This window comes from Halofilum ochraceum, from assembly GCF_001614315.2.
In the GTDB taxonomy this organism is placed as follows: domain Bacteria; phylum Pseudomonadota; class Gammaproteobacteria; order XJ16; family Halofilaceae; genus Halofilum; species Halofilum ochraceum.
The window spans coordinates 250,228-274,790 of record NZ_LVEG02000005.1; the positions used below are offsets into that span (position 1 = coordinate 250,228).

General features: G+C 67.2%; 24 protein-coding genes. 9 read left to right on the plus strand and 15 right to left on the minus strand.

Going from position 1 to position 24,563, the window contains the following annotated elements:
- A complete protein-coding gene (locus A0W70_RS07600; RefSeq protein WP_070988656.1) occupies positions 1-327 on the minus strand; it encodes a DUF4156 domain-containing protein in 327 nt (108 codons plus the stop codon).
- A gap of 361 nt (positions 328-688) precedes the next feature.
- Here A0W70_RS07600 and rlmM point away from each other — a divergent pair, with 361 nt between their 5' ends.
- Positions 689-1,762 (plus strand): 23S rRNA (cytidine(2498)-2'-O)-methyltransferase RlmM, encoded by a 1,074-nt coding sequence (rlmM, locus tag A0W70_RS07605; RefSeq protein WP_070988658.1) that lies wholly within the window; start codon positions 689-691, stop codon positions 1,760-1,762.
- 20 nt (positions 1,763-1,782) lie between these two features.
- On the opposite strand, the gene A0W70_RS07610 is transcribed toward rlmM, so the two are convergent.
- Both A0W70_RS07610 and A0W70_RS07615 read right to left on the minus strand, forming a co-directional pair.
- Positions 1,783-2,391: a DUF924 family protein gene (locus tag A0W70_RS07610; RefSeq protein WP_075109845.1), complete on the minus strand. Its 609-nt coding sequence runs from the start codon at positions 2,389-2,391 to the stop codon at positions 1,783-1,785.
- 28 nt (positions 2,392-2,419) lie between these two features.
- Positions 2,420-3,808: a class II fumarate hydratase gene (locus A0W70_RS07615; protein ID WP_070988660.1), complete on the minus strand. Its 1,389-nt coding sequence runs from the start codon at positions 3,806-3,808 to the stop codon at positions 2,420-2,422.
- A gap of 120 nt (positions 3,809-3,928) precedes the next feature.
- Here A0W70_RS07615 and purB point away from each other — a divergent pair, with 120 nt between their 5' ends.
- Both purB and A0W70_RS07625 read left to right on the plus strand, forming a co-directional pair.
- Positions 3,929-5,299, plus strand: coding sequence for an adenylosuccinate lyase (gene purB, locus A0W70_RS07620; RefSeq protein WP_070988662.1), 1,371 nt, complete (start codon positions 3,929-3,931; stop codon positions 5,297-5,299).
- 8 nt (positions 5,300-5,307) lie between these two features.
- Positions 5,308-5,838 carry a DUF7931 domain-containing protein gene (locus A0W70_RS07625; RefSeq protein ID WP_070988664.1) on the plus strand — a complete coding sequence of 177 codons (531 nt, stop codon included), beginning with the start codon at positions 5,308-5,310 and terminating at the stop codon, positions 5,836-5,838.
- 223 nt (positions 5,839-6,061) lie between these two features.
- Here the strand turns inward: A0W70_RS07625 and A0W70_RS07630 are convergent, their stop codons facing one another.
- From A0W70_RS07630 to A0W70_RS07665, 8 genes are read right to left on the minus strand one after another with little or no spacing between them, the layout of a single operon-like run.
- Complete coding sequence (locus A0W70_RS07630) at positions 6,062-6,709, minus strand: NUDIX domain-containing protein (RefSeq protein WP_070988666.1); 648 nt, start codon at positions 6,707-6,709, stop codon at positions 6,062-6,064.
- Positions 6,660-7,412: a 3-deoxy-manno-octulosonate cytidylyltransferase gene (kdsB, locus tag A0W70_RS07635; protein ID WP_070988668.1), complete on the minus strand. Its 753-nt coding sequence runs from the start codon at positions 7,410-7,412 to the stop codon at positions 6,660-6,662. The genes A0W70_RS07630 and kdsB overlap by 50 nt, the downstream gene beginning before the upstream one ends.
- Before the next feature lie 10 nt (positions 7,413-7,422).
- Entirely contained in the window at positions 7,423-7,620 is a 198-nt protein-coding gene (locus A0W70_RS07640) for a Trm112 family protein (RefSeq protein WP_070988670.1), read from the minus strand.
- A 2-nt stretch (positions 7,621-7,622) separates the two neighbouring features.
- Positions 7,623-8,618: a tetraacyldisaccharide 4'-kinase gene (gene lpxK, locus A0W70_RS07645; protein WP_070988672.1), complete on the minus strand. Its 996-nt coding sequence runs from the start codon at positions 8,616-8,618 to the stop codon at positions 7,623-7,625.
- A 1-nt stretch (position 8,619) separates the two neighbouring features.
- Entirely contained in the window at positions 8,620-10,389 is a 1,770-nt protein-coding gene (gene msbA / locus A0W70_RS07650; RefSeq protein ID WP_070988673.1) for a lipid A export permease/ATP-binding protein MsbA, read from the minus strand.
- Between the two features lie 18 nt (positions 10,390-10,407).
- A complete protein-coding gene (locus tag A0W70_RS07655; protein WP_070988675.1) occupies positions 10,408-10,830 on the minus strand; it encodes an ExbD/TolR family protein in 423 nt (140 codons plus the stop codon).
- The gene (locus A0W70_RS07660) at positions 10,827-11,465 is read right to left on the minus strand and encodes a MotA/TolQ/ExbB proton channel family protein (protein WP_070988678.1); all 639 of its coding nucleotides are present in this window, start codon (positions 11,463-11,465) and stop codon (positions 10,827-10,829) included. Before A0W70_RS07660 ends, A0W70_RS07655 begins: the two co-directional genes overlap by 4 nt.
- 3 nt (positions 11,466-11,468) lie before the next feature.
- Entirely contained in the window at positions 11,469-13,823 is a 2,355-nt protein-coding gene (locus A0W70_RS07665) for a DNA internalization-related competence protein ComEC/Rec2 (protein ID WP_070988680.1), read from the minus strand.
- On the opposite strand from A0W70_RS07665, the gene A0W70_RS07670 reads away from it, so the two are divergent.
- Positions 13,822-14,436, plus strand: a complete 615-nt coding sequence (locus A0W70_RS07670) for a DUF2062 domain-containing protein (RefSeq protein WP_245675831.1) — start codon at positions 13,822-13,824, stop codon at positions 14,434-14,436. The genes A0W70_RS07665 and A0W70_RS07670 overlap by 2 nt on opposite strands.
- A gap of 10 nt (positions 14,437-14,446) precedes the next feature.
- Here the strand turns inward: A0W70_RS07670 and lolD are convergent, their stop codons facing one another.
- Complete coding sequence (lolD, locus tag A0W70_RS07675; RefSeq protein WP_070988682.1) at positions 14,447-15,154, minus strand: lipoprotein-releasing ABC transporter ATP-binding protein LolD; 708 nt, start codon at positions 15,152-15,154, stop codon at positions 14,447-14,449.
- Entirely contained in the window at positions 15,147-16,397 is a 1,251-nt protein-coding gene (locus A0W70_RS07680) for a lipoprotein-releasing ABC transporter permease subunit (RefSeq protein WP_070988684.1), read from the minus strand. The genes lolD and A0W70_RS07680 overlap by 8 nt, the downstream gene beginning before the upstream one ends.
- Positions 16,398-16,801: 404 nt before the next feature.
- Here A0W70_RS07680 and A0W70_RS07685 point away from each other — a divergent pair, with 404 nt between their 5' ends.
- From A0W70_RS07685 to A0W70_RS07705, 5 genes are all read left to right on the plus strand, one after another.
- Positions 16,802-17,092 (plus strand): hypothetical protein, encoded by a 291-nt coding sequence (locus A0W70_RS07685; protein ID WP_070988687.1) that lies wholly within the window; start codon positions 16,802-16,804, stop codon positions 17,090-17,092.
- A gap of 13 nt (positions 17,093-17,105) precedes the next feature.
- Complete coding sequence (locus A0W70_RS07690; protein ID WP_070988689.1) at positions 17,106-18,161, plus strand: agmatine deiminase family protein; 1,056 nt, start codon at positions 17,106-17,108, stop codon at positions 18,159-18,161.
- 17 nt (positions 18,162-18,178) lie between these two features.
- Positions 18,179-19,030: a carbon-nitrogen hydrolase gene (locus tag A0W70_RS07695; RefSeq protein ID WP_070988691.1), complete on the plus strand. Its 852-nt coding sequence runs from the start codon at positions 18,179-18,181 to the stop codon at positions 19,028-19,030.
- A 67-nt stretch (positions 19,031-19,097) separates the two neighbouring features.
- Positions 19,098-22,586 carry a transcription-repair coupling factor gene (gene mfd / locus A0W70_RS07700; protein WP_083330859.1) on the plus strand — a complete coding sequence of 1,163 codons (3,489 nt, stop codon included), beginning with the start codon at positions 19,098-19,100 and terminating at the stop codon, positions 22,584-22,586.
- Between the two features lie 11 nt (positions 22,587-22,597).
- Positions 22,598-23,578 carry a CsiV family protein gene (locus tag A0W70_RS07705; protein WP_070988692.1) on the plus strand — a complete coding sequence of 327 codons (981 nt, stop codon included), beginning with the start codon at positions 22,598-22,600 and terminating at the stop codon, positions 23,576-23,578.
- A gap of 28 nt (positions 23,579-23,606) precedes the next feature.
- Here A0W70_RS07705 and A0W70_RS07710 read toward each other — a convergent pair whose 3' ends face one another.
- Entirely contained in the window at positions 23,607-23,915 is a 309-nt protein-coding gene (locus tag A0W70_RS07710; RefSeq protein ID WP_070988694.1) for a hypothetical protein, read from the minus strand.
- Positions 23,912-24,412 carry a CinA family protein gene (locus tag A0W70_RS07715; protein ID WP_070988696.1) on the minus strand — a complete coding sequence of 167 codons (501 nt, stop codon included), beginning with the start codon at positions 24,410-24,412 and terminating at the stop codon, positions 23,912-23,914. The genes A0W70_RS07710 and A0W70_RS07715 overlap by 4 nt, the downstream gene beginning before the upstream one ends.
- Positions 24,413-24,563 lie beyond the last annotated feature (151 nt).

Genomic DNA, 24,563 nt, shown 5'->3' on the forward strand with positions numbered 1-24,563 from the left:
TTACTTCACACAGTCGAAGATGCCGAAGGTCTGCTTGCCATTGCTCACCTCGGTCTCCGGGGTGATCGTGTCGCCACCCATTTCCGCGGCGCTGTTGCGCGCAAGGACCTCGAGGTTGTCGCTGATCGCGGGCTTGCCACGTTTAATGAACCCGATCTTCGTGGCCACCGACACGCGGGTTTGCCCCAGTCGATCACAGTCCTTCGTGCGCGCGGCCTCGAGCACAAGCACGTCCTTCGCGCCGGGGTCGACGGTGACGAAACTGCAGCCGCCAACCACGGCGGTCATGGCGACGGCGAGAATTGCGTTCCGTTTTGATGCGGTCATGAGAACTCCTTTGAATTCGATTGGATGACATCCGGAGACTGCGGCGGACCGGGATCGATCGTGCAGCAATCACCCGCGGTAGCCGTGTGCCCGCGGCGGACGATCCGTACACCGGCGCGCCAGTCGAAGGCCCCATGATACCGATGCGCAACGGATCGTGCGGTTGCGCGTACAGTCTCGTGATTGCCGGCACCGGACCACGCGCACCCCCGGAACCACCACCTGGTCGAGCCCAGCGCAGCACAGATGGCCGTAACCGGTGTCGTCATGCGGAATCCCCCGACCGATCGTCGTGTATCGTACCCGATCGCATGCCGCACGCGTATGGCATCGACAAGGTGCCTGTGCCAAAGTCCCGTCGATGTGGCCGATCGACTCCAGTGACGCGGTATGTGCGTGGACCCGCGCGGGCATGGAGTCGGATTGTGCGGCCGAGCTGATCGAACGCGCAGCGGTCGCCGGCGTCGCCGGCTGGTGTCGGACTGGAGATGGCCTGGTCGAGTTCCACCCCACGCCTGCCGAACAACTGCCGACACTTGCGCGGACCATGGCCTTCCGGGAACTGGTGTTCATACGCCAATGGTTTGCGCGTTTCGCGATCTGCCGTGATTTGCCGCCCGACGACCGGATTGCGCCACTGGCCCGCGCGGCGGCGGTGATACCGCAACCGGTAAGCGCGATCCGGATGGAATACCCGGACACCGATGCCGGTCGCCCTTTGGCCCGGCTCGCGCGCGTCCTCGCCCGTCCGTTCGAGACCGCGATCGCACGCGGACCGGGATTCCAGCCCGATCGCGGCGGACCCGTTCTGCATTGCGCGCTGCTGGACGGCAGTACCGCCCTGCTCGGACTTTCGGACGCCGCCAATTCCGCGCCCTGGCCACTCGGAATCCCCCGATTGCGGGCCCACCGTCAGGCACCCAGCCGGTCCGTGCTCAAACTGGACGAGGCCATCGCCCGGTTCCTGAGCGATAACGAGCGCGCAACCTGGCTGCGTCCGGGACGGACCGCGGTCGATCTCGGGGCGGCCCCCGGCGGCTGGACGTGGCTGCTGCGGCATTACGGGGTAACGGTCAGCGCCGTCGACAACGGCCCCCTCGCGCAGAGCCTGATAGAGGATCCCGGTGTCGACCATCGCGCCGAAGACGGGTTTCAGTATCGGCCCCGGCGTCCGGTGGATTGGCTCGTGTGCGACATGGTCGAGCGGCCGCATCGGATCGCACGACTGCTGGCCGAATGGTTGTCCCGCGGCGACTGCCGGCACGCCATCGTCAATCTCAAACTGCCGATGAAACAACGCTGGCAGACGGTTTCCAGTCAGGTCGATACGATCGCCGCCGCACTGCCCGGCGACGGGCGCCTGCTGGCGAACCAGCTCTACCACGACCGGGAAGAGGTCACACTCTTTGCGACGCGTTCACCACTGACACGGTGACCGCCCATGACGGCAAGCGTCTACGCCTGCCCCCAGCGCTGCGCCCCGCCGGCGAGCCACTCGCGTTCTTCCGGCGTGCTCTCGCGCCCGAGGACGGCGTTGCGATGCGGAAACCGCCCGAATCGCTCGATCACCTCCCGGTGCTGTTGCGCATGCCGCAGGAACTCTTCATACCGATCACGCTCGGACGCATCGACCGCTTCGACCAGTCCGCTGAACAGTTCGACCGAACGGGCCTGGCAATCCCGGTCCTCGGCATGCTCCAGCGGCATCCAGGCGAAGACCCGCTCGATCGGCCAGAGGGCGTCGAGCCGCTCTGGTGGCAGGGATCGGTCGAGCACCGCCCGGGCGCTCTCGTCGAACAGAAAGGCCCGCGCGGTGCCGCGGTACATGTTGCGGGGGAACTGGTCGAACAGCAGGATCAGCGCGAGGGCACCGCGCGGCGTGCGCTCCCAGCGCCCGAGACGCCCACCGGCGGCGTTGCGCAGGTCGGCCTCGAAGCGCCCGCGCACCTCGGCGTCAAAGCCCTCGTCGGGACTGAACCAGCGCCCGGGCCGATCAGGCTCCGGGCGCCCCGCGGCATCCAGGGCCCCGAACCAGAATTCGTGGATACCTTCCGCCCGGCTCATGAGCCTACCGCGACGGGCCGAACGGCGCTCACTTGACGAGCCCTCCCCCCGTCAGCCGCGCCGGATCCAGCAGTGACTTCAGCTCTTCTTCGGAGAGCTCGGTCATCTCCCGGGCGACCTCGATCAGCGGACGGCCATCCGCATACGCCTTCTTGGCGATCGCCGCGCCCTGTTCGTAACCGATCACGGAATTGAGCGCGGTGACGAGGATCGGGTTGCGATCCAGCGCCTCGCGCAGTTTGTCGTCGTTGACGGTGAACCCGGCGATCGCCTTGTCGGCCAGCACGGCGCTCGCGTTGGTCAGCAGTTCGATGCTCTGCTGCAGGTTGTAGGCGATCACCGGCAGCATGACGTTGAGCTGGAAGTTGCCGGACTGACCCGCCACCGTGATGGTCGCGTCGTTGCCGGTCACCTGGGCCCCGACCATCGCCACCGACTCCGGAATGACCGGATTGACCTTGCCCGGCATGATGCTGGAGCCCGGCTGCAGCGGGACCAGCGCGATCTCGCCGAGTCCGGCGAGCGGTCCGCTGTTCATCCAGCGCAGGTCGTTGGCGATCTTCATCAGGCTGGTCGCGTAGGTCTTGAGCTGGCCGCTCATCTCGACGGCGGCGTCCTGGCTGCTCTGACCCTCGAAGTAGCTGTCCATACTCGTGAACGGCACGCCCGTGATCGAACGCAGCTCGGCGGCGACGCGCGGTCCGAAGCCCTCGGGCGCGTTGATGCCGGTGCCGACCGCCGTGCCGCCCTGGGTAAGGGTCTCCAGACGCGGCAGCGCCGCCCGGATCCGGTCGGCACCGTGACGTACCTGCGCGGCCCAGCCCGACAGTTCCTGCCCGATCGTCACCGGCATGGCGTCCATCAGGTGCGTGCGGCCGGTCTTGACGTAACCGTTCAGTTCCTCGGCCCGGCGCTCGATCGTCTCGGCCAGGTGCTCCATTGCCGGCAGCAGACGCTCATGGATTTCGAGACAGGCGGAGACGTGAATCGCGGTCGGGAACACGTCATTGGAACTCTGTCCCATGTTGACGTGATCATTGGGGTGCACCGTCTGCCCGCCGATATCGGTGGCCACATGCGCCAGCACCTCGTTCACGTTCATGTTGGAACTGGTACCCGATCCCGTCTGAAAGACATCGATCGGGAATTGCCCGGCCATCTGTCCGCCGCACACCCGGTCCGCCGCCTCGCGGATCGATGCCGCGATATCCGGGTCGAGCAACCCGAACTCGGTGTTCACCTGGGCGCACGCCCGTTTGATCAGGCCGATCGCACGGATCACGGGAAACGGCATCGTAATGCCGCTGATCGGGAAATTGTCCACGGCGCGCTGGGTCTGCGCGCCATAAAGGGCATCGGCGGGGACCTTGAGCTCCCCCATGCTGTCGCGTTCGGTACGGAATCCGCTGGCGCTCATCGCGGGCGCTTCTCCTTGATCGGGGATCGGACGCAACATGATGACCCGACCCCCTCTGCGATACAACCACACCCTTTGCCGGGTGTATAATCGCCCGCTTTTGGAATACGGAGAGACCGCATGGAACCGAGCGCCCTGACGGCGATCGCCCCCGTCGATGGCCGTTATGCCGACAAGGTTTCGGAGCTGCGTCCGATCTTCAGTGAATACGGCCTCATCCGTTTCCGTGTCGAGGTCGAGGTACGCTGGTTCGAGGCGCTGGCCGCGGATCCCGCCCTGCCGGAGCTGCCGGCGCTTTCGGATGACGCCCGGGGATTCCTCGACGGGCTCGTGCGGGATTTCGATACGCCGGCCGCCGAACGCGTCAAAGCCTATGAGGCGACCACCAATCACGACGTGAAGGCGGTCGAGTACTACCTCCGCGAGCGCTTCGCCGAGCACGCCGAACTGGGCGGGCTGCGCGAGTTCCTCCACTTCGCGTGTACTTCCGAAGACATCAACAATCTCGCCTGGGGCCTCGCGCTTGTCCATGCCCGCGAGACCGTCGTGCTGCCCTGGTGCGACCGGCTCATCGACGTCCTCACCGGGCTCGCCGAAGCCCATGCCGAACAGCCAATGCTCGCGCGCACGCACGGCCAGGCGGCCACGCCGACGACCCTGGGCAAGGAGTTCGGCAACGTCGTCGCGCGCCTGCGCCGCCAGCGCCACTCGATCGCGGGTGTGGAGCTGCTCGGCAAGATGAACGGCGCGACCGGCAACTACAATGCGCACGTGGTCGCCGTACCGGAAGGCGACTGGCCCGGGATCGCCCGGCGCTTCGTCGAGGATCTGGGCCTGTGCTTCAATCCCATGACCACGCAGATCGAACCCCACGACTGCATCGCCGAACTGTTCGACGCCATCGCGCGCTTCAATACCATCCTGCTGGATCTTGCGCGGGACATCTGGGGCTATATCTCGATCGGCTATTTCCGCCAGCGCACGGTCGCCGGCGAGGTCGGCTCGTCAACCATGCCGCACAAGGTCAATCCGATCGACTTCGAGAACGCCGAAGGCAACATCGGCGTTGCCAACGCCCTGTTCGATCACCTGGCCGCGAAGCTGCCGGTATCCCGCTGGCAGCGTGACCTGACCGATTCGACGGTCCTGCGTAACCTCGGTGTCGGTGTCGGTCATTCACTGATCGCCTGGCGCGCGCTCGACAAGGGACTGGCGAAACTCGATGCCGCACCGGAGCGGATCGCGGAAGATCTCGCCGCCAACTGGGCCGTGCTCGCCGAGCCGATCCAGACGGTCATGCGCCGCTACGGGATCGAGAATCCCTATGACACCCTGAAAACACTCACGCGTGGAAAACCGGTCGACCGCGATACGTTCCGCGAACTGATCGAGGAGATCGACGTCCCGGAGGATGCCCGGGCGCGGCTGCGCTCGCTGTCGCCGGAGACCTATCTCGGACTCGCGGCCGTGCTCGCGCGCGGCACTGACTGAATACCGTCATGAACGAACGCGCCCGTTTCACCGACAGCAACGCCTTCCGGCTGGGCGAGACCGCCGGCGAGCAGCGACTGGAGGGGGCCGACGATGCGGCCGATGCCGCGCTGGCGCTGGCCACGCAGGCGCGGCGCTCACTGCGCATTTTCACCCACGACTTTGATCCGCGGCTGTACTCGGATGAGGCCTTTTACTCGGCCGTGAGTGCACTCGCCCGGGCCGGGCGCCGGACATTCGTGCGTATCCTGGTCCAGGACCCCAGCCGCGCCATCCGGGACGGACATCGCCTGATCGGCCTGATCCAGCATTTGCCGAGTCATATCGGCGTGCGGCGCGTAGGTGCCGACTGGCAAGACGAGCGCTTCGCCTTCCAGATCGCGGACGAACAGGGTGTACTCTGGCGTTCCGACGCGGACCTTTATGAAGGCAGCGTCGATTTCCATGCCGGTCCCCGGGCCCGGGAACTGCGCAAGTGGTTCGACGATGTGTGGGAGAACAGCGAACCGGATCCGGAGTTTCGGCGTCTGCGCCTGTGATCGGTCAGCCGGTCGGGATCAAAAAGTCGGGTTCACGCAGAGCCGCAGAGTGCGCAAAGAAAAGATCAGGATGATAAAACCGGCAACCACACCGCTTTCGCCGGATCTTCAGGATCCTGACATAATTGACGATCAGTCTCCTTGACCCGCGTTTCTCTGCGGCTCTGCGTGATACCGGTTTTGAGCCCCCGAATCGGCCACGCGGGCAGCGAAGTGACCCCGATCAGTCGGGCCGCGCCCGCCACTCCGATCGCAGACGTTCGTGATGGCGGGCGAACCAGTTCAGACCAATCAGTCCCATGGCATTGGAGATCCGGCCGTCGTCGGCCATCGCGATCGCCTCGGTGGCATCCACGATATGGACCTGGATGTCCTCGTGTTCATCGGCGTTGCCGTGGACGCCGCCGACGCCGTCCAGCGACGCCTGGCCAATGAACAGCGCCGTCGTCTCGGTACTGCCGCCCGGACTCACGTGGTAGCGGCAGATCCACTCGAGTCGGCCGATCGTGCAGTCGGCTTCCTCGACAGCCTCGCGCCGGACGACATCCTCCGGTGTTTCCCCTGCCTCGATGATGCCGGCCACGAACTCCAGCAGCCATGGCCCCGACGCCGCTTCGAGCGCGCCGGGTCGGAACTGCTCGATCAGGGCAATGCGGTCCGTGTCCGGGTCATACGGCAGGACCGCCGCAGCGTGGCCGCGCTCGAAGATCTCACGCTGCAGCACCGGGCTCCATGCGCCATCGAAACGCTCGTGACGCAGGTGGTAGCGCGCGAGCCGGAAGAAACCTTCGTAGAGTATCTCGCGGTCGGTCAGTTCCCAGTCACGCATCGGGATTCGCTTCCTGCAGGGCCGCCTCGACCCGGGCGACATCGCCCGGTGCGTCCACGCCCGCGGCGGGGATGGCGGCGGCCTCGGTCACATGGATGCGGTGACCGTGCCACAGGGCGCGCAGCTGCTCCAGCTGTTCGGCCTGCTCGATCGGCGCCGGATCAAGCCCGCTGAACTGCCGCAGGAACCCTGCGCGATACGCATAGATTCCGAGATGGCGGTGCGCGTCCCCACCTTCGGGGTTGCGTGGGTACGGGATCGGCGCGCGACTGAAATACAGGGCATAACCGAAACGGTCGGTCACCACCTTCACGACGTTCGGCTCGTGGCGTTCGTCTGCACCCACGAGCGGAACGGACAGCGTCGACAGCGCGGCATCCGGGAACGCGGCGAGATCTTCGGCCACCTGGCGCAACACGACTGGCGGCATCAGGGGCTCATCGCCCTGCAGGTTGACCACGATGGCCTCCTCGGACCAGCCGTGCGCCTGGGCGACTTCGGCGAGGCGATCGGTTCCGGACGCGTGGTCGGAACGGGTCATGCACACCGTGGCACCGAAGCCCTCGGCCGCCGCCGCGATCCGGTCATCGTCGGTCGCCACGACCACCTCTTCGGCACCCGCTTCGCAGGCCCGACGCCAGACATGTTCCAGCATCGTGCGCCCGGCAATCGGAGTGAGCGGCTTGCCGGGAAACCGGGTCGAGGCGTAGCGCGCGGGGATGGCGACGCGGAACGCGGTGCTCATCGATGCGTACTCATCGACTCTTGCGCAGTGCTTCCGCCTCTTCCAGCGAGACGCTCCGGGCCTCGTCCTCGAGCATGACGGGGATCCCGTCACGAATCGGGAAGGCGAGCCGATCGCCGGTGCAGACGAACTCCTGCTCCTTGCGGCGGTACACCAGCGGTGCCTTGCACAGCGGACAGACGAGGATATCCAGCAGACGGCGATCCATCACTACCTCTCGGTTGCCGGCAGCGCGTCCAGGCGATCCACGATCGCGGCCGCCAGGCGGTTGCGGTCATCGACGCGCGCGGCCACGTACCGCAGACGCGTGTCGGAGAACAGGCGACACTTTACCGCATCTTTCTGGGTCATCAGTACCGGTCGCTCATCGCCGAAGTCGAAATCCTCCGGCCGGTACGCATGGTGATCCGCGAAGGCATGGCGCTCGATCAGGACGCCGGCCCGTTCGAGCTGGCTGAAGAAACGCTCGGGCACGCCGATACCCGCCACGGCATGGACATACGTATCGCGCCATGCCGCAAGCGGCTCCGGTTCCCCGCTGCCGTCCACCCGGTGAACGGTGTCCGCGTGGACGTCAATCGGCCACGCCCCCGCACGCTCACCGTCGCGGACCGCGACGAAGTCCACCGACTCGAGGCGAGCGGCCCGTTCGCGCAACGGTCCCGCGGGCAACGGCCAGCCGTTGCCCAGGCCTTCACGGCCATCGACGACGGCGACCTCGATATCGCGCCCCAGCGCGTAGTGCTGGAGGCCATCGTCGGCGACGATGACGTCACAGTCCGCCACCAGTTCGCGCGCGGCCCCCGGCCGGTCCGCACCCACAGCGACCGGACAGGCGCAGATCCAGTGGATCAGTACCGGTTCATCCCCCACGACCTCGGGCCCGGTTTCCGAATCGACGCGCCGGACATCGCCCCCCGCCCCGCCATACCCGCGACTCACGACCCCCGGTGACCAGCCGGCCGCCTGCAGCGCGGTCACGAGGTGGATCACGAGCGGCGTCTTGCCGCTGCCGCCGACCGTCAGATTACCGACCACGATGACGGGCACCGGCAGACGGTGGACGTGGAACCAGCCACGGCGGTATGCCTGTCGGCGCAATGCCGCAAGGACACTGAACAGTGCGGCCGGTGGCCACAGAAGCATTCTGCTGAGCAGCGTCGGCTCACGCCAGCGCCGTACCAGCCAGCGGTTGAATCCGTTCACCTCACTGGCCGTCCACCGCCGCGTTACCGAACTGCATGCGGTAGAGATTGGCGTAGGCCCCGTCGCGTTCCAGCAGCTCGGCATGCGAGCCCTGCTCACGGACTTGTCCACCGTCCATGACGACGATCCGGTCGGCGCCCTCGATGGTCGAGAGCCGATGCGCGATCACCAGCGTGGTGCGATTGTGAACCAGGCGTTCGAGACCCGCCTGGACCGCGCGCTCGGACTCGGTATCCAGCGCCGAGGTCGCCTCATCGAGGATCAGGACCGGGGCATCCTTGAGCAGTGCCCGGGCGATCGCCAGGCGCTGGCGTTGCCCGCCCGAGAGCATGATCCCGTCTTCTCCGACCTGAGTGTCGTAGCCCTCCGGCAGCTTCTCGATGAAATCGGCCGCATGGGCATCGCGCGCCGCCTCCTCGATCTGTTCACGCGTCGCCCCGCCGAGGCGCCCATAGGCGATGTTGTTGGCGATCGTGTCGTTGAACAGCGTCACGGTCTGCCCGACATAGGCGATCTGCGCGCGCAGGCTGTCGAGGGTGAGATCCCGCGTATCGATGCCGTCGAGCAGGATCCGGCCGCTGCCGACCTCGTACAGGCGCGGCAACAGGTTCGCCAGCGTGGTCTTGCCGCTGCCGGAACGCCCGACAAGGGCCACCGTCTCACCGGCGCGTATATCGAGATTGACGTCGGCGAGCACCGAGCCTTTCTCGGGGTGGTACGCGAAATTGACGTCCTCGTAACGGACATCGCCGCGCGCCCGGACGATCGTCTGCGTGCCCGTGTCCCGCTCGCCGTCGCGGTCGAGCAGCTCGAACACGCTCTCGCCCGCCGCGATGCCCTTCTGGATCTGGGCATTGACGTTGGTCAGTCGCTTCATCGGCGGGAACACCATCATCAGCGCGGTAAAGAACGACACGAACGAGCCGACGCTGTTGGCCTGCACGACCGAGGGCATACTCGCGGCATAGACCACGGCGGCCAGCACGAGCGCGAGCAGAAACTGGATCAACGGAACGCTCGCCGCCTTCGTATACGCCATCTTCATCTGGAAACGCCGCATGCGCTCGTTCATGCGGCTGAACTGGTCGACCTCGTACTCGCGCCCACCGAAGATCTTGATGACGCGGTTGGCCTCGACCGCCTCCTCGATCACGTGGGTGACGTCGCCCATCTGGTTCTGGATACGGCGACTCATCTTGCGGAAGCGCTGCGTGATGTACCGGAACACCAGCCCGAGGACCGGTGTGACCACCAGTGCGCCGACCGTCATCCAGAAATTCAGATATGCCATCCAGCCCAGAAGGAACAGCACCGTGAACGTGTCGCGCACCACGATCGTCACGGCGTTGGTGGCCGCCTGGGCCACCCGCTGCACGTTGAACGTCAGTTTGGAGATCAATTCCCCGGATGGCGTGGTGTCGAATACGCTCGTGGGCATCTCCAGGATCTTCGTGAACATCTGCTGGCGCATCCGGGTGATGATCCGCCAACCGACCCATTCCATGAGGTAGTTGGACATGAACCCGCTCAATCCGCGCAGCGCGAAGACCCCGATAACGCCGATCGCGACAAGCCGTATATTGTCCGCATTCTTGTCGACGAAACCGCTGTCGAGCATCGGTTTCATGAGGGCCGCGAATGCGGCATCGGTGCCGCCATATCCGATCAAACCCACCAGCGCGAGCGCGAACGGCGCCCAGTGCTCGCGCACGTAGACCAGCAGTCGACGATAGGTGTGCAATGCGGATGGGTATTCGGCCGTTCGGGCCATATCCGACTCCTGGTGGCGTCAGTCCGCGCCGGTATCGCGCGCGGTGGCAATGGAGAGGCGATCGAGGCCGAGTTTCGATGCCGCGTCCATGGCTCGTACCACGGCCTGATGGGGCGTACGCGCGTCGGCCCGCACGATCAGCGGCCGGTCCCGATTATCCCCCGCTGCGCTGCCGAGCGCATCGATCAGCGTCCCCAGGCTGTTGTCGGAGAGTTTGCGCCCGCCGATCGCATATTGCCCATCCGCGCTGATCACGATCTCGAGCGGATCCGGCGGTTCGCTGGTGGCCTCCTGCTGCGCTTTGGGCAACTGGATCTCGAGTTCCGACTGCTTCTGGAAGGTGGTCGAGACCATAAAGAAGATGAGCAGCAGGAAGACAATGTCGATCAGCGGCGTGATGTTGAGTTCCAGTTCTTCGCGCTGGCGGGTGCGGAAGTTCACGCCTGCTCGCTCCCCCGCGATTGGCTGAGGGTGCGGTCGCCATGCAGGACTTCGACCAGTTTGATCGCTTCCTGCTCCATCTCCACGGTCAGCGCGTCCACCTTGCCGCGGAAATGCCGATAGAAAATCAGGCTGGGGATGGCGACTGACAGGCCCGCGGCGGTCGTGATCAATGCCTGCGAGATCCCGCCCGCGAGCTCGGCCGGATTGCCGACCCCGAGGTTCGTGATGGTAGTGAACACGCTGATCATGCCGATCACCGTGCCGAGCAGTCCGAGCAGGGGCGTGATCGCCGCGATCGTGCCCAGGGCGGTCAGGAACCGCTCAAGCTCGTGGGACACGGCGCGACCGACCTCCTCGATCGCCTCCTTCATGATCTGGCGGTCGCGATCCCGGTTGAGCAATCCGACGGCGAGAATCCTGCCCAACGGGGAGTGATCGCGCACGGTCCGGATCTGTTCCTCGGTGACGGGTCCTTTCGACGCCTGACGCCAGACGCGGGCCACCAGGCCCGCCGGCACCACTCGCCGCTGGCGCAGCGACCAGGCGCGCTCGACGATGATCGCAAGCGCGACCACGGAACACAGAATGATCGGCGCCATGAGCCAGCCGCCCGCCTGTACGAGTTCGAACACCGTCTACCCTCCTGATTGGGCCGTGGAACCCCCCGGCTCGACCGCGCGCATGGTACCGGATTTGCCGACACGGGCGCACCCGGAGCGCCAGAATCGCGGCCTCGCCTGACGCCAGCCCCGCGGCTTACTCACGCCCGCCTCCGGCGTGATGGAGACATGGATCGCACCGGCGCAATCGGTACCGAGACCGGATGCCGGCGACCAGCGGTCCACCACCTCCGGCCGCGGGAAGTCCCAGCGATTCCGGTAACCGACCGCGTACAGCACGTGATCGGGGTCCACGGCGCGCACGAAGGCGGGCGTCGACGAGGTCAGACTGCCGTGGTGCGGGGCCACCACGACATCGGCGTCGAGTTCCGTCCCGCGCGCGAGCAGCCGCCACTCGGCGGTGCTCTCGATATCGCCCGGCAACAACAGCGAACCACCCGGGGCGTCGATCCGCAGCACACACGATGCGTCGTTGCCGGTCAGGGCGTCGTCGGGGTCCGGGTGCAGGAAACGGAAGGCAACACCGTCCCAGGTCCAGTTCCAGCGCCGCGCGCACAGCCGTGATTGGGTCTCCAGCCGGTGAGGTGCGCTCGTCCAGACGGTCGCCGGCGCCATATCCCTGAGCACCGCGTCACGCCCACCCGCATGGTCATTGTCCAGATGGGACAGGACCAATGCGTCGATCCGGTGCACGCCCCGTGCACGCAGGAACGGTACGACCACCGCCGAACCGGCGTCGAAGCGGTTCGAGAATCGGGCCCCGGTGTCGTAGACAAGCGTGTGGTCTCTGGTCCGGATCACCGCCGCCAGTCCCTGGCCGACATCCAGCAGGTGCAGGCGCACACCGCCATATTCCGGCCGCGCCGGATGCCAGAGCAACAGCGGCAACAACGCCAACACGCCCGCGCCCCGCGCCGGCACGCCCCGCGGGGCGATCACCAGTGTCACGCCCGCGAGCGCGAGCAGCAGAATCGGCGGTGTCGGACGCGCGCCGTGCCACTCCGCCAGCGGCCAATCCGCGCAAGCCTGCAGGAACCGCCACAAGGGCATCAGGGCCATGTCGGCCGCCGCGAACAGCAGTTGCCCGCAATCCGGCCAGATCGTTGCGAGTGCAGTCCCGGCCAGCGTGAGCGGCACGACGACCAGACTGATCCAGGGGATCGCGACCAGATTCGCGATCGGTGCCACCAGCGAGGCCTGGCCGAAAAACCCCAGCAGCAGCGGCGTCAACGCGACGGTGATCCCGAGCTGGAGAGCGATCCACCGTTGTGCCCTGCCGATGGGCGCCACGCGCCCCGCCGCCAGATACAGGATCGCCGCGACCGCCCCGAAAGAGAGCCAGAACGAGGCCCCGAGCGGGGCCAGCGGATCGAACAGGAGCACCGCCACGGCGGCGGTGGCGAGGCCCTCCAGCGGGCGCGCCCGCCGGCGCAGGACGATGGTCGCCAGCGCGACCGCCAGCATGAGCAGGGCGCGCACCGTTGGCAGGGCGAATCCGGCAAGTGCTGCATAGGCGGCGGCCGCCGCCAGGCCGATCCAGGCCTGGGCGATCGGGCGCGGTCCGAGTCGGCGCAAGGGACCAGCGAGTCTCCAGACCACGCGCCCGCACTGGAACCCGATCAGTGCGACGATCCCGATATGCAGACCCGAGATCGCGACCAGATGGGTGGTGCCGGTTGCCCGCAGGATGTCCCAGTCGGCCGGCGCGATCCCGCTGCGATGACCCAGCGCAAGCGCCATGAGGATACCGGCGCCCGTTCCGGTGGGCATCAGGGGCTGCAGGTGCTCGCGCAGCCGCTCGCGGCCGGCAGCGAGCGAAGGTCCCGCCGCGTCCGCGAGCCGGCGGGCGGTTTCCGGGTCGCGCACATAACCGGTCGCGCCGATCCCTTCGCGGAAGAGCCAGAGGGCGTAATCGAACGTCCCGGGGTTGGCGAAACCGCGCGCACGCTCCAGCCGGGCCCCGAGACGCCAGCGCATCCCGGGCTCGATCTGGGGACGCTCGGTCCCGTACCAGTTGAGCCGGACGACCGCCGGAACGATGACCGATTGGCCGTCGCGCTGGGCCGCGTCGACCGCCAGACGAAATCGGGTGCGGCGGCCCCCGTCTTCGGGGATACCCACGACCGTACCGGTGAGCGTGATGTCCCGCCCCTCGAGCGCCGGGGCGAGCCCATGGGCCAATCGTGCCTGGGCCGCGCCCAGAGCCACAGCGAGACCGAGCAGTGCGCCGGCCACCGGCAGCCAGCGCCGCGCCGCGAGCAGAGCCGCACCGCCGACCCCGCACAACGGCGCCCACCACCACGACGGCAGCGTGGCCATCCACGCGATAGGCAGTACACCGAGCAGCATCCCGGCCGCGAACCGGACCATGACATTTCCCGCATCCCTGCGATTCGTGGATAATGCGCCCGCAGACGCCGCCTGGTCCACCCACAAACCGGCAGTGACGATGCCGAAGAAACTGATTCGCCGTTACCTGCCCACGCCCAGGGACCTGCGGGCCTACGCGTCCCTTCGTTATGCCCTCGGCGGGCGCCTGCACGACCCCGATGTCTGGCACCTCAACCGCCGTTCCGCGTCCGGCGCGGTCGCGGTCGGGCTGCTGATCGCATGGGTTCCACTGCCGGTACAGATGGTCGTCGCCGCGCTGCTGGCGCTGCTGCTTCGCGTAAACCTGCCGCTGTCGGTGATCGCTGTCTGGGTGAGCAATCCGCTGACGATGGGGCCGATGTACTGGTTCGCCTGGCGTCTCGGGCGCTGGCTTCTTGATGAGCCGTACGTGCCCATCCAGTTCGAGCCGACATTCGCGTGGCTCACCGCCGAGATCGGGATGATCTGGCAACCACTGGGGCTGGGTTGCCTGCTGCTCGGGATCGCGAGCGCCGCATTCGGATACGTGGTGACCCGTCTTTTCTGGCGTTTCCACGTCATCCGGACGCTGCTGCTGCGCCGCCGCCACCGCGCGGCATCACGCAACGGCTGAGAGGCCGCGCTCAGTCCGCCGGGTCGACACGGCCGTCGGTGAGGGTGAGCACACGATCCATGCGCGCCGCGAGGCCGTGATCGTGGGTCGCGACCAGGAAACTGGTGCCCGATTCCCGGTTGAGTTCGGCGATCAGATCCCAGACGCGAGCCGCCGTGCGCTCATCCAGGTTGCCCGTCGGTTCATCCGCGAGCACGCAGGCCGGCCGTGTCACCAGCGCCCGTGCGACCGCCGCGCGCTGACGCTCGCCGCCCGACATCTCGCCGGGCTTGTGGCGCAGCCGGTGTTCCAGCCCTACCCGCTCCAGCAGCCGCTCCGCCTCTTTTGACGCGACGCGCGTGGCCTGCCCGCCGATCGTCAGTGGCAGGGCCACGTTCTCCAGGCAGGTCAGTTCCGGCAACAGGTGATGGAACTGGTATACGAAACCGAGCGCGTGATTGCGCAGGCGGCCCCGTGCGGCCGGGCCCAGTTTCGACATATCCCGGCCGATAACCGAGACGCGCCCCGAGGTCGGCTCGTCGAGCCCGCCGAGGAGGTGCAGCAGTGTGCTCTTGCCGGAGCCCGAGACCCCGACAATGGCGACCTGCTCATGCGGCGCGATCGCCACATCGATACCCCTGAGCACGTCGACATCCAGATCGCCCTGGCGGTAGCGCTTCGTCAGGGCTTCACAACGGATCGCCGGCGTTGCGGCAGGACTGGTCGCGGTATCACTCATAGCGCAAGGCCTCCGCCGGCTGCGTGCGTGAGGCCCGGAACGCGGGATACAGCGTCGCCAGGATACTCAGGCCGAACGACAGCAGCGTAATGCTGATCACGTCGTCCACCTGCATGTCCGATGGCAGATCGCTGATGTAGTACACGTCGGCGGGCAGCAGATCGACCCCGAACAGCCCCTCCAGCGCCGGCATCAGTTCGCCGATGTTGAGCGACAGGCTCACGCCGCCGGCGACACCGAGAACCGTGCCCACGATACCGATCACGCAGCCCTGCACGAGGAATATGCCCATCACGCCGGCCGGTGTAATCCCGAGGGTGCGCAGGATGGCGATATCGGCCTGCTTGTCCTGCACCGTCATGACCAGCGTGGAGACGATATTGAAGGCCGCGACCGCCACGATCAGCGTGAGGATCACGAACATGACCGTCTTTTCGGTCTGCACGGCCCGGAAGAAGTTCGAATGCCGCTGGGTCCAGTCACGGACCCAGAGATCACGGTCGAGACTGGCGGAGAGCGCCTCGTTCACCGACGGTGCCCGGAACATGTCCTCCAGCCGCAGGCGCACGCCGGTTACGCCCTCGCCCTCGATCCGCATCAGTTTGCGCGCGTCATCGATATGCACGAAAGCAGTCGAGCGATCGTAATCGTACATGCCGATCTCGAAGATACCGGTCACGGTGAATCGTTTGAGGCGCGGCAGCACGCCCGCCGGGGTCACATTGGCCTCGGGGGTCACCAGCGTGACGCGATCGCCCCGGCGTGCGCCCAGATAACTGGCCAGCTTGCTGCCGAGGACGATCCCGTACTCGCCGGCCTGCAGATCGACCAGTTCACCACTGCGCATGTTGGCCGCGACGTCGGATACCTCGGGTTCGCGCTCGGGGAGGACGCCGCGGATCATCGAGCCGGTTACCTGCGAGCCGCGCACCAGCATGACCTGGCCTTCGATGTACGGCGCGGTACCGATCACTTCTTCGTGTCCGCTGACCTGATCGACGACCGACTGCCAGTCCGTCAACGGATCGTTGAACGCCGTGACCGTCGCGTGCGAGGCGACGCCGAGGATGCGTTCACGCAGTTCCTTCTCGAAACCGTTCATGACCGACAGCACGGTGATCAGCGCGGTCACACCGATCAGGATCCCGATGATCGACGTCAAAGAGATGAACGAGATGAAATGATTACGGCGTTTTGCCGCCGTATAGCGCAGGCCGAGCCAGAGGGGGAGTGGGCGAAACATGGCGCGGGATTAAACCACAGGGGCAGCGGCCGTGTCTGCCTTCCTGGCCCGCTCGTTGGCGCGTGTGGTGCGAGTCATCGCGTTTTCGGGGTTGGGCATGCCCTGCATTTGGGTTCTCGCAAAGGCGCAAAGGACGCAAAGATCCGCCAAGAGTTCGATTGGTTCGAACAGCACGTCGACACCATGCCAGGTGACTCGGTACGCGCGGCGAGGTTTTGAGAAGTCTGTCTACAAATCATTCTTGGCGGATCTTTGCGTCCTCTGCGCCTTTGCGAGAACCCATAACGGGCACATCCCCACCCGAAGCATTGGAATTCCGCACCCCCTCAACCTGCGGTCGCGGGACATGCGCGGTTCGCGGTGCTAGGATCGAACCACGTTGACCTGATCGGGTTCGATTCATCATGACTGGACGCTTGGCGATCTGCCTGTTGCTGCTGTTGCCGATGTACGTCTCCGCCCAATCGGCGGATGCGAAGCCCGGCGATATCGACCCGGCCGAGGTGGTCGTCCGGGTGCCCGGGATGCCCGATCGCGGAACCTCCATGAAGGGCGTCCGCGCGCGCCTTGGCGAGCCGGACCGCCGTATCGGCCCGGTCGGCGAACCCCCGATCACGCGCTGGGTTTATGACCGTTTCACGGTGTACTTCGAGCACAATCGCGTGCTCCACGCCGTCAAGAATCGCAGTCGCTGAATACCCGCCACGCATGAGCCGACGCAGTCTGCCCGCCGAGTGGGCGCCCCAGGGCGCCGTCATGCTGATATGGCCGCATGACCGCACCGACTGGGCGGGCTCGCTCGATCGCGCCGAGGCCGCGATGGCTGCATTGGCGCTCGCGATCACCCGCTTCGAGTCGCTGGTCGTCGTCTGCCGTGATGCCGGCGTACGGCGGAACGCGCTGGATCGCCTCGTAGGCGTCGGCTGCAACCGGGCGGCCGTGGCCACCGTAATCGCCGACACCGACGACACCTGGGCACGCGATATCGCCCCGATCCCGGTCGCGGACGGCGAGCTGCCCCTGCTGGTGCATTGCCGGTTCAACGGCTGGGGCGGCAAATACGACCATGCGAAGGACCGTGAATTCGGCCGCACACTGATTGACGCTCCGGGTTTCGCAACCCTGGGTTACGAACGCGCGCCGATCACGCTCGAGGGCGGCGCGCTCGACTCCGACGGCGCGGGCAGCCTGCTGGTGAATCTCCCGACGGTCGTGGATCCCGACCGCAATCCGGACCTGGACGCGGCCGCTGCCGAGGCGCGTTTCCGGCAGCATTTCGGGATCGAGCGTACGCTCTGGATCGACGTGCCCGCCCTGCCGGGCGACCACACCGATGGCCACATCGACACCCTCGCCCGGTTCTGCGATCCGGCGACGATCGCCTATACCGCGGCCGGCGCCGCCGAACCCGCGGCCGCTGCCACGACACACGCCGCCCTTGAACAACAGCTGCCAGCGCTGCGCAGTGTCGACGGATCACCTTACCGACTGATCCCGTTGCCGGAACCGGCCCCCATTACGGCGGCGGATGGCACGCCACTGGCGGCAAGCTACACCAATTTCCTGCTGGTCAACGGCGCCGTGCTGGTCCCGGCATACGCCGACCCGGCCGACGCGACCGCCATCGAGCGGCTGCACGCGGCCTTCCCCGAACGCACGGTGGTTCCGGTACCGGCACGCACCTTCGTCGAACAGGGCGGCGCCGTGCACTGTCTTACCATGCAACTGCCCGCGGGCATCTTCGAAGACCTCGCACTCAGCTGACACACCGGGATACCGCAGTGAAAATCGCGCTCGTCCAGCACGCCTGCAGCGAAGACCCCGAAACAAACCTTGGCCGTGTGCGTGACGGCATTGCCGAGGCCGCCGGCGGCGGCGCCAACCTGGTCATGCTGCAGGAGCTGCACAACGGGCCGTATTTCTGCGTGCGGGAGGAGATCCGGGCTTTTGACCGCGCGGAACCGGTACCGGGCCCGACGACCGATCGGCTGGCCACCTGGGCGGCCGAGTACGGGGTCGTCGTCGTCGGTTCGATATTCGAGCGCCGGGCCGCGGGCATCTATCACAACACCGCCGTCGTGCTGGACCGCGACGGCCGATTCGCCGGGCGCTACCGCAAGGCCCATATCCCGGACGATCCGGGCTATTCCGAGAAGTTCTACTTCACCCCCGGCGATACTGGTTTTGAACCGATCGACACCAGCGTAGGCCGCCTTGGCCTCTTGGTGTGCTGGGATCAGTGGTTCCCCGAGGCGGCGCGGCTGATGGCGCTGGCCGGGGCGGAGATCCTGCTCTACCCGACCGCGATCGGGTTCGATCCGGCCGACGACGACGCCGAGCAGGCCCGCCAGCTGGATGCCTGGATCACGGTACAGCGCGGTCACGCGATCGCGAATGGCCTGCCGCTGGCCGCCTGCAACCGTGTCGGCATCGAGGACGGCAACCATTTCTGGGGCAACAGCTTCATTTGCGGGCCCCAGGGGGAGATGCTGGCTCGCGCGGGCGACGCGGCGACCGTCCTCAGCGCGGCACCGGAGCCTGGCCGCCCCGAGCAGGTGCGCCGCCTGTGGCCCTTCCTGCGCGATCGGCGGATCGACGCCTACGACGGCCTGTCACTCCGATTCCGCGACTGATCCGTTCGCCACCGGCAAGCGAAACTGTGGGAAAATCCCGCTCCTGCCCGAAACCGACACGAGAACCGTGACCGCCGTAGAAGCCCCCGCTCAGCCAGCGACTCGAAACCGGATCCTGCCAAATCCGCCGCGCGGTGCGCGTGACTGGGGGCAGGCCTACGGCAGTGCCGCCGCGCTCGCCGTGACCGAGGCGGCCCGCCGCCATGGCGATCTCGTGCTCGCCGTGGCCGCCACCGTCCACGATGCCGCCGCCCTGGAAGCGGATATCGGCTTCTTCGCCGGGGATGATCTGCCGGTATTCCATTTCCCCGACTGGGAAACACTCCCCTACGACCTGTTCTCACCGCACCAGGACATCATCTCGCAGCGCCTGCGCACGCTCGACTGGCTGCCGCGCGCGCGGGCCGGCGTACTCGTGGTGCCGGTTTCGACCCTGCTGCAGCGCGTCGTCCCGCCCGAGTATCTCGCGGGCCACGTCCTTGATCTCGAACGCGGCGACCGCCCCGGGATCGAGGGCCTGCGCGAGCGGCTCGCGCGCGGCGGTTACCGCCATGTGAGTCAGGTCCGTGAACACGGTGAGTATGCCGTCCGCGGCGCCCTGGTGGATCTGTTCCCGATGGGGCGCGAACGGCCGCTGCGCGTCGATTTCTTCGACGACGAGATCGACACCATCCGCACGTTCGATCCCGAGACCCAGATCAGCGCCGATCACATCGACAGCGTGCATATGCTGCCGGCCCGCGAGTTTCCGCTGACCGAGGGCGGCATCGAGCAGTTCCGCCGCGCCTTCCGCGAGACCTTCGATTCCGGCTCCCGCAACAGCCCCGTCTACCGCGACGTCAGCAACGGCGTCGCCCCCGCCGGGATCGAGTACTATCTGCCGTTGTTCTTCGATCGGCTGGCCACCCTCTTCGACTATCTCCCGGAACATACGCGACCGTTCCTCATGGACGGCTGCGCGGACGCCGCCCGGCAGTTCCGCGAGCAGATCGAGCACCGCTATGAAGACCGCCGGCACGACCTGGAACGCCCGCTCCTGCCCCCGGACCATCTCTGGCTCGATTCGGATAGCCTGCTGGGGCGTTTGGAGGGCATGCCGCGGGTCAACATCCACGCCTGGGAACAGACCGGCGAGGCGAGCTGGAATCTGCCGGTGAGCCTGCCGCCGCGTCTGCCCATGCAGGCCCGCGCGGAGAACCCGCTGGCCGAACTCGACCGCTTCCTGGCGGATCATCGAGGGCGGGTGCTGTTCACCGCCGAGTCCGCCGGCCGGCGCGAATCGCTGTTCGAAACGCTGTGGCATCACGGGCTGCGCTGCAGCCAGGTCGAGGGCTGGAAGGGCTTTCTCGCCGACGACGCGCCGTACGCGATCGGGGTCGCGCCGCTGTCGGCCGGCCTGGTCATGGACGGCGACGGCCCGAGCATCATCACCGAGCAGCAACTGCTCGGCGAGCGGGCCCGCCAGACACGCCGGCGCCAGCGCCAGACGCGCGATGCCGACACCGTGGTCTCCAACCTGGCGGAACTCGACATCGGCTCGCCGGTCGTGCACATCGACCACGGCGTGGGCCGCTACCAGGGCCTGACCACCCTCTCCGTCGGGCCGGTCACGCAGGAATTCCTGACGCTCGAATACGCGGGTAACGACAAGCTCTACGTCCCGGTATCGGCGCTCCATCTCATCAGCCGTTACACCGGGGCGGACCCGGAGAACGCGCCCCACCATCGGCTCGGCGGCGAGCAGTGGCAGAAGGTGCGGCGCAAGGCCGCCCAGAAGGCCTACGACGCGGCCGCGGAGCTACTCGACGTCCAGGCCCGCCGGGCCGCGCGCAAAGGCCACGCCTTCTCGGTGGACACCGACGATTACGCGCGTTTCGCGGCGGCGTTCCCGTTCGAAGAGACACCCGACCAGCAGCAGGCCATCGACGCCGTGCTGGAGGATCTGCGGGCGGCGCGGCCCATGGACCGGGTCGTCTGCGGCGATGTCGGCTTCGGCAAGACCGAGGTCGCCATGCGCGCCGCGTTCGCGGCGATCGATGACAACCAGCAGGTCGCGATCCTGGTCCCTACCACGCTGCTGGCCCAGCAGCACGAGCAGAACTTCCGCGATCGGTTCGCCGACTGGCCGGTGCGCATCGAGGCCCTGTCGCGGCTTCGCTCCGCCAACGAACAGAAACAGATCCTCGCGGATGCGAAGGCCGGGAAGGTCGACATCCTGATCGGCACCCACCGGCTGCTGCAGAAGGACGTCGATTTCGGCCGTCTCGGCCTGGTGATCGTGGACGAAGAGCACCGTTTCGGCGTGCGTGACAAGGAGCGCCTCAAGCGTCTGCGGGCCGAGGTCGACCTGCTCACGCTCACGGCGACGCCGATCCCGCGGACGCTCAACATGAGCCTGGCGGGCCTGCGCGATCTGTCCATCATCGCGACACCGCCGGCGCATCGCCACGCCATCAAGACCCTCGTGAACGAGTGGGATGACACGCTCGTGCGCGAGGCCTGCGAGCGGGAACTCGGGCGCGGCGGCCAGGTGTACTTCATCCACAACGAGGTCCGTTCCATCGACCGGATCGGCCGGCTGGTCGCCGATCTGCTGCCCGGGGCAACGGTGCGGGTCGCTCACGGCCAGATGCGCGAGCAGGAACTCGAAGAGGTCATGCTCGATTTCTACCACCAGCGCTTCAATATCCTGGTGTGCACGACCATCGTCGAGTCCGGCATCGACGTACCGACCGCCAACACCATCGTCATCAACCGCGCCGACCGCATGGGCATGGCCCAGCTCCACCAGCTGCGCGGCCGGGTCGGGCGCTCGCACCACCGCGCCTACGCCTATCTGCTCGCGCCGCCGAAGAGCGAGATGACCGGCGACGCCGAGAAACGGCTCCAGGCCGTGGAGGCGCTGGAAGACCTCGGGGTCGGCTTCACGCTGGCCTCGCATGATCTCGAGATCCGCGGCGCCGGTGAGCTCCTGGGCGAGGGCCAGAGCGGACAGATCCAGGAGGTCGGCTTCTCGCTCTACAGCGAACTCCTCGACCGGGCCGTCGAGGCGCTGCGCTCCGGCGAGACGCCGGACCTGGATGCCTCGCCGCATACGGTCGCCGACGTGGATCTGCACCTGGCGGCGCTGTTACCGGCGGACTACGTCCCGGATGTGCACGAGCGCCTGATCCTGTACAAACGGATCGCGGGTGCAAAGAATGACGAGGAGATCGAGGAACTGCGGGTCGAGATCGTCGACCGTTTCGGGAAACTGCCCGAACCCGCACGCAATCTGTTCCGCGTGACCGCGGTGCGACTGGCGTGCGACCAGCTCGGGATCGCCCGCCTCGACGCCGGCCCGGAGGGCGGTCGATTCACGTTCCGCGAAAACCCCGCGCTCGATACCGGCGCCCTTGTGGGGATCGTCCAGTCGCGTCCCGACGTCTATCGCTTCGATGGCGCGAATGGGCTACGCTTCGCGACCGATCTGTCCGACGAGGAGACCCGCGTCGAATTCGTGACCGATCTCCTCGGTCGCCTGCGCGGGGCCGCCGACACGAACACGACCGAGTAACGGATACTTCGATGCGCGCATACCGCACCGCCCTGCTCTGCCTGCTGCCACTGCTGGCGACCCCGGCGCTGGCCGAGACCCGCTACGATGTCGAAATCCTGGTAATCCAGCAGAACAGCGACCGCGACGTCACCGAGGAACGCTGGCGGCCCGTCGTCGCCGTGCCCGACTTCGAGCGTGCCGGTACATTCGAGGGCGATACGGGTGACGCCCTGCCGGACGACTTCAAGCGCCTGTCCACGAAGGACGGGCGCCTCCGATCCACCCTGAACCGGCTCGAATCCTCATCCGGTTATCGCGTCCTGCGCCACCTGCACTGGCGTCAGCCCGCCCTCGAGCCGGGCAAGTCCATCCCCATTCGCGTGCGCTCCGGCGATCCGATCGCGATCGAGGCCCCCCGCGAGTTGATCGAACGTCCCGTGCCGGCCGCCGACAACGAATCCATGGACGAGAAACTCGAAGAGGGCGAAGGCGCCGTCTCGGGCGAGTCCGGCATGGGGGACGAGACCCTGGACGGCGACCCGGGGCTGATGCTCACGGGATCACCGCACGCCCAGGGAACGCAGCGCGTGTCCGTCCATCCATTGGACGGCACGATCGAACTGGTCGTCAGTCGCTATCTCCACCTCCACGCCGACCTGTACTACACGCGGGCGGTGGACTGGGAGGAGACCGTGATGGCGCGGGGTAGGCGCGAGCCTCTCGCGGGCAACACGCCCGACGACGCCAGCACGGACGACGAAACAGGCGCCGGTGGAGCACTCGACAACGGCGGAGATACCGTGCCTGCGGCCACCGAGCTGCTGGCCCCCAGTCCCAGGGTCGCGCGCGGCCCGGACGATGAGGCCATGCTGTCGTTCCCGTTCAGCCAGAGTCGTCGGATGCGCAGCGGCGAGCTGCATTACCTGGATCATCCGCTGCTCGGCATCCTCGTGCTGGTCACGCCGTACGAGGAAGAGGCGGATTCGGGCAACGGTTCCGGCAGCAACTGATCGGGACCTGATGCCCTGGGCGGGGCGCTCAGTCTCCGGCATCCGGATCCGGATCCGTCTCGCGGCGAAGTTCCTCGAGTTCCTCGCGGGTGCGGTCGAGTTCGTCACGCGTCCGCCCGAGTTCCTCTTCCATCGATCGACGGGTTTCCCGTTCGCGTTCCAGTGCTTCCCGCTCGCGCTCGATCGCCTCGCGCAGGCGTTCGATCCGGGCATCCGTCGGGACCTTGTCTGCCGACGCTCCATCCGTTTCGGCGCTCAATGGCTGCAGGATCCCTGCGGCGAGCATCGGCACAAGCGCGAGCAAAACCGGCCACCGCGCCCGGCGCCACGCGCTCACGGTGTCGCTTCCGCCTCGGCGATCAGTCCCTCGATCGCGGCCCTGACAGCCCCTTCCCGGACCTCCGCGCGTCCGCCGGGGAAATGGATACACCGCGCCGCGGGCGGGTAGCCGCGGCGCGCCCATGCGAGCCACACCGTCCCGACCGGGCGGCTGGGTGTTCCGCCATCCGGACCGGCGACGCCGCTGACCGCCACCGCGGCGTCGGCCGTGCCGCGTGTCAGTGCGCCCGTGACCATGGCCTCCACGGTGGCCGAACTGACCGCGCCCCAGGTCTCGAGCGTCTCCGTCGGTACACCGAGCTGCGTGTGTTTGGCGGTGTTGCTGTAGGTCACGAAGCCCTGCTCGAACCACGCGGAACTGCCCGCCACGCGGGTAATGACTTCCGCGATCCCTCCGCCGGTGCAGGATTCCGCGCTCGCCACACGCCAGCCACGCGCCACCAGTGCGGCACCGAGGCGCCCGGCGAGCGCATCAAGGCTTTCCGATTCGTTCATGGTCCTTCGTCCTCTGTGCTGCAGGCCGTCGCCGAAACGGCGGTATGGCCACGATACTGCAGCCGTAACCGCCTGGCCGGCAAGGCATCACGGTCCGCGGCCGGGCCAGCCACGCCCAAGTCGACCGACCCTGCTCTTCGGCCGTGCCGAA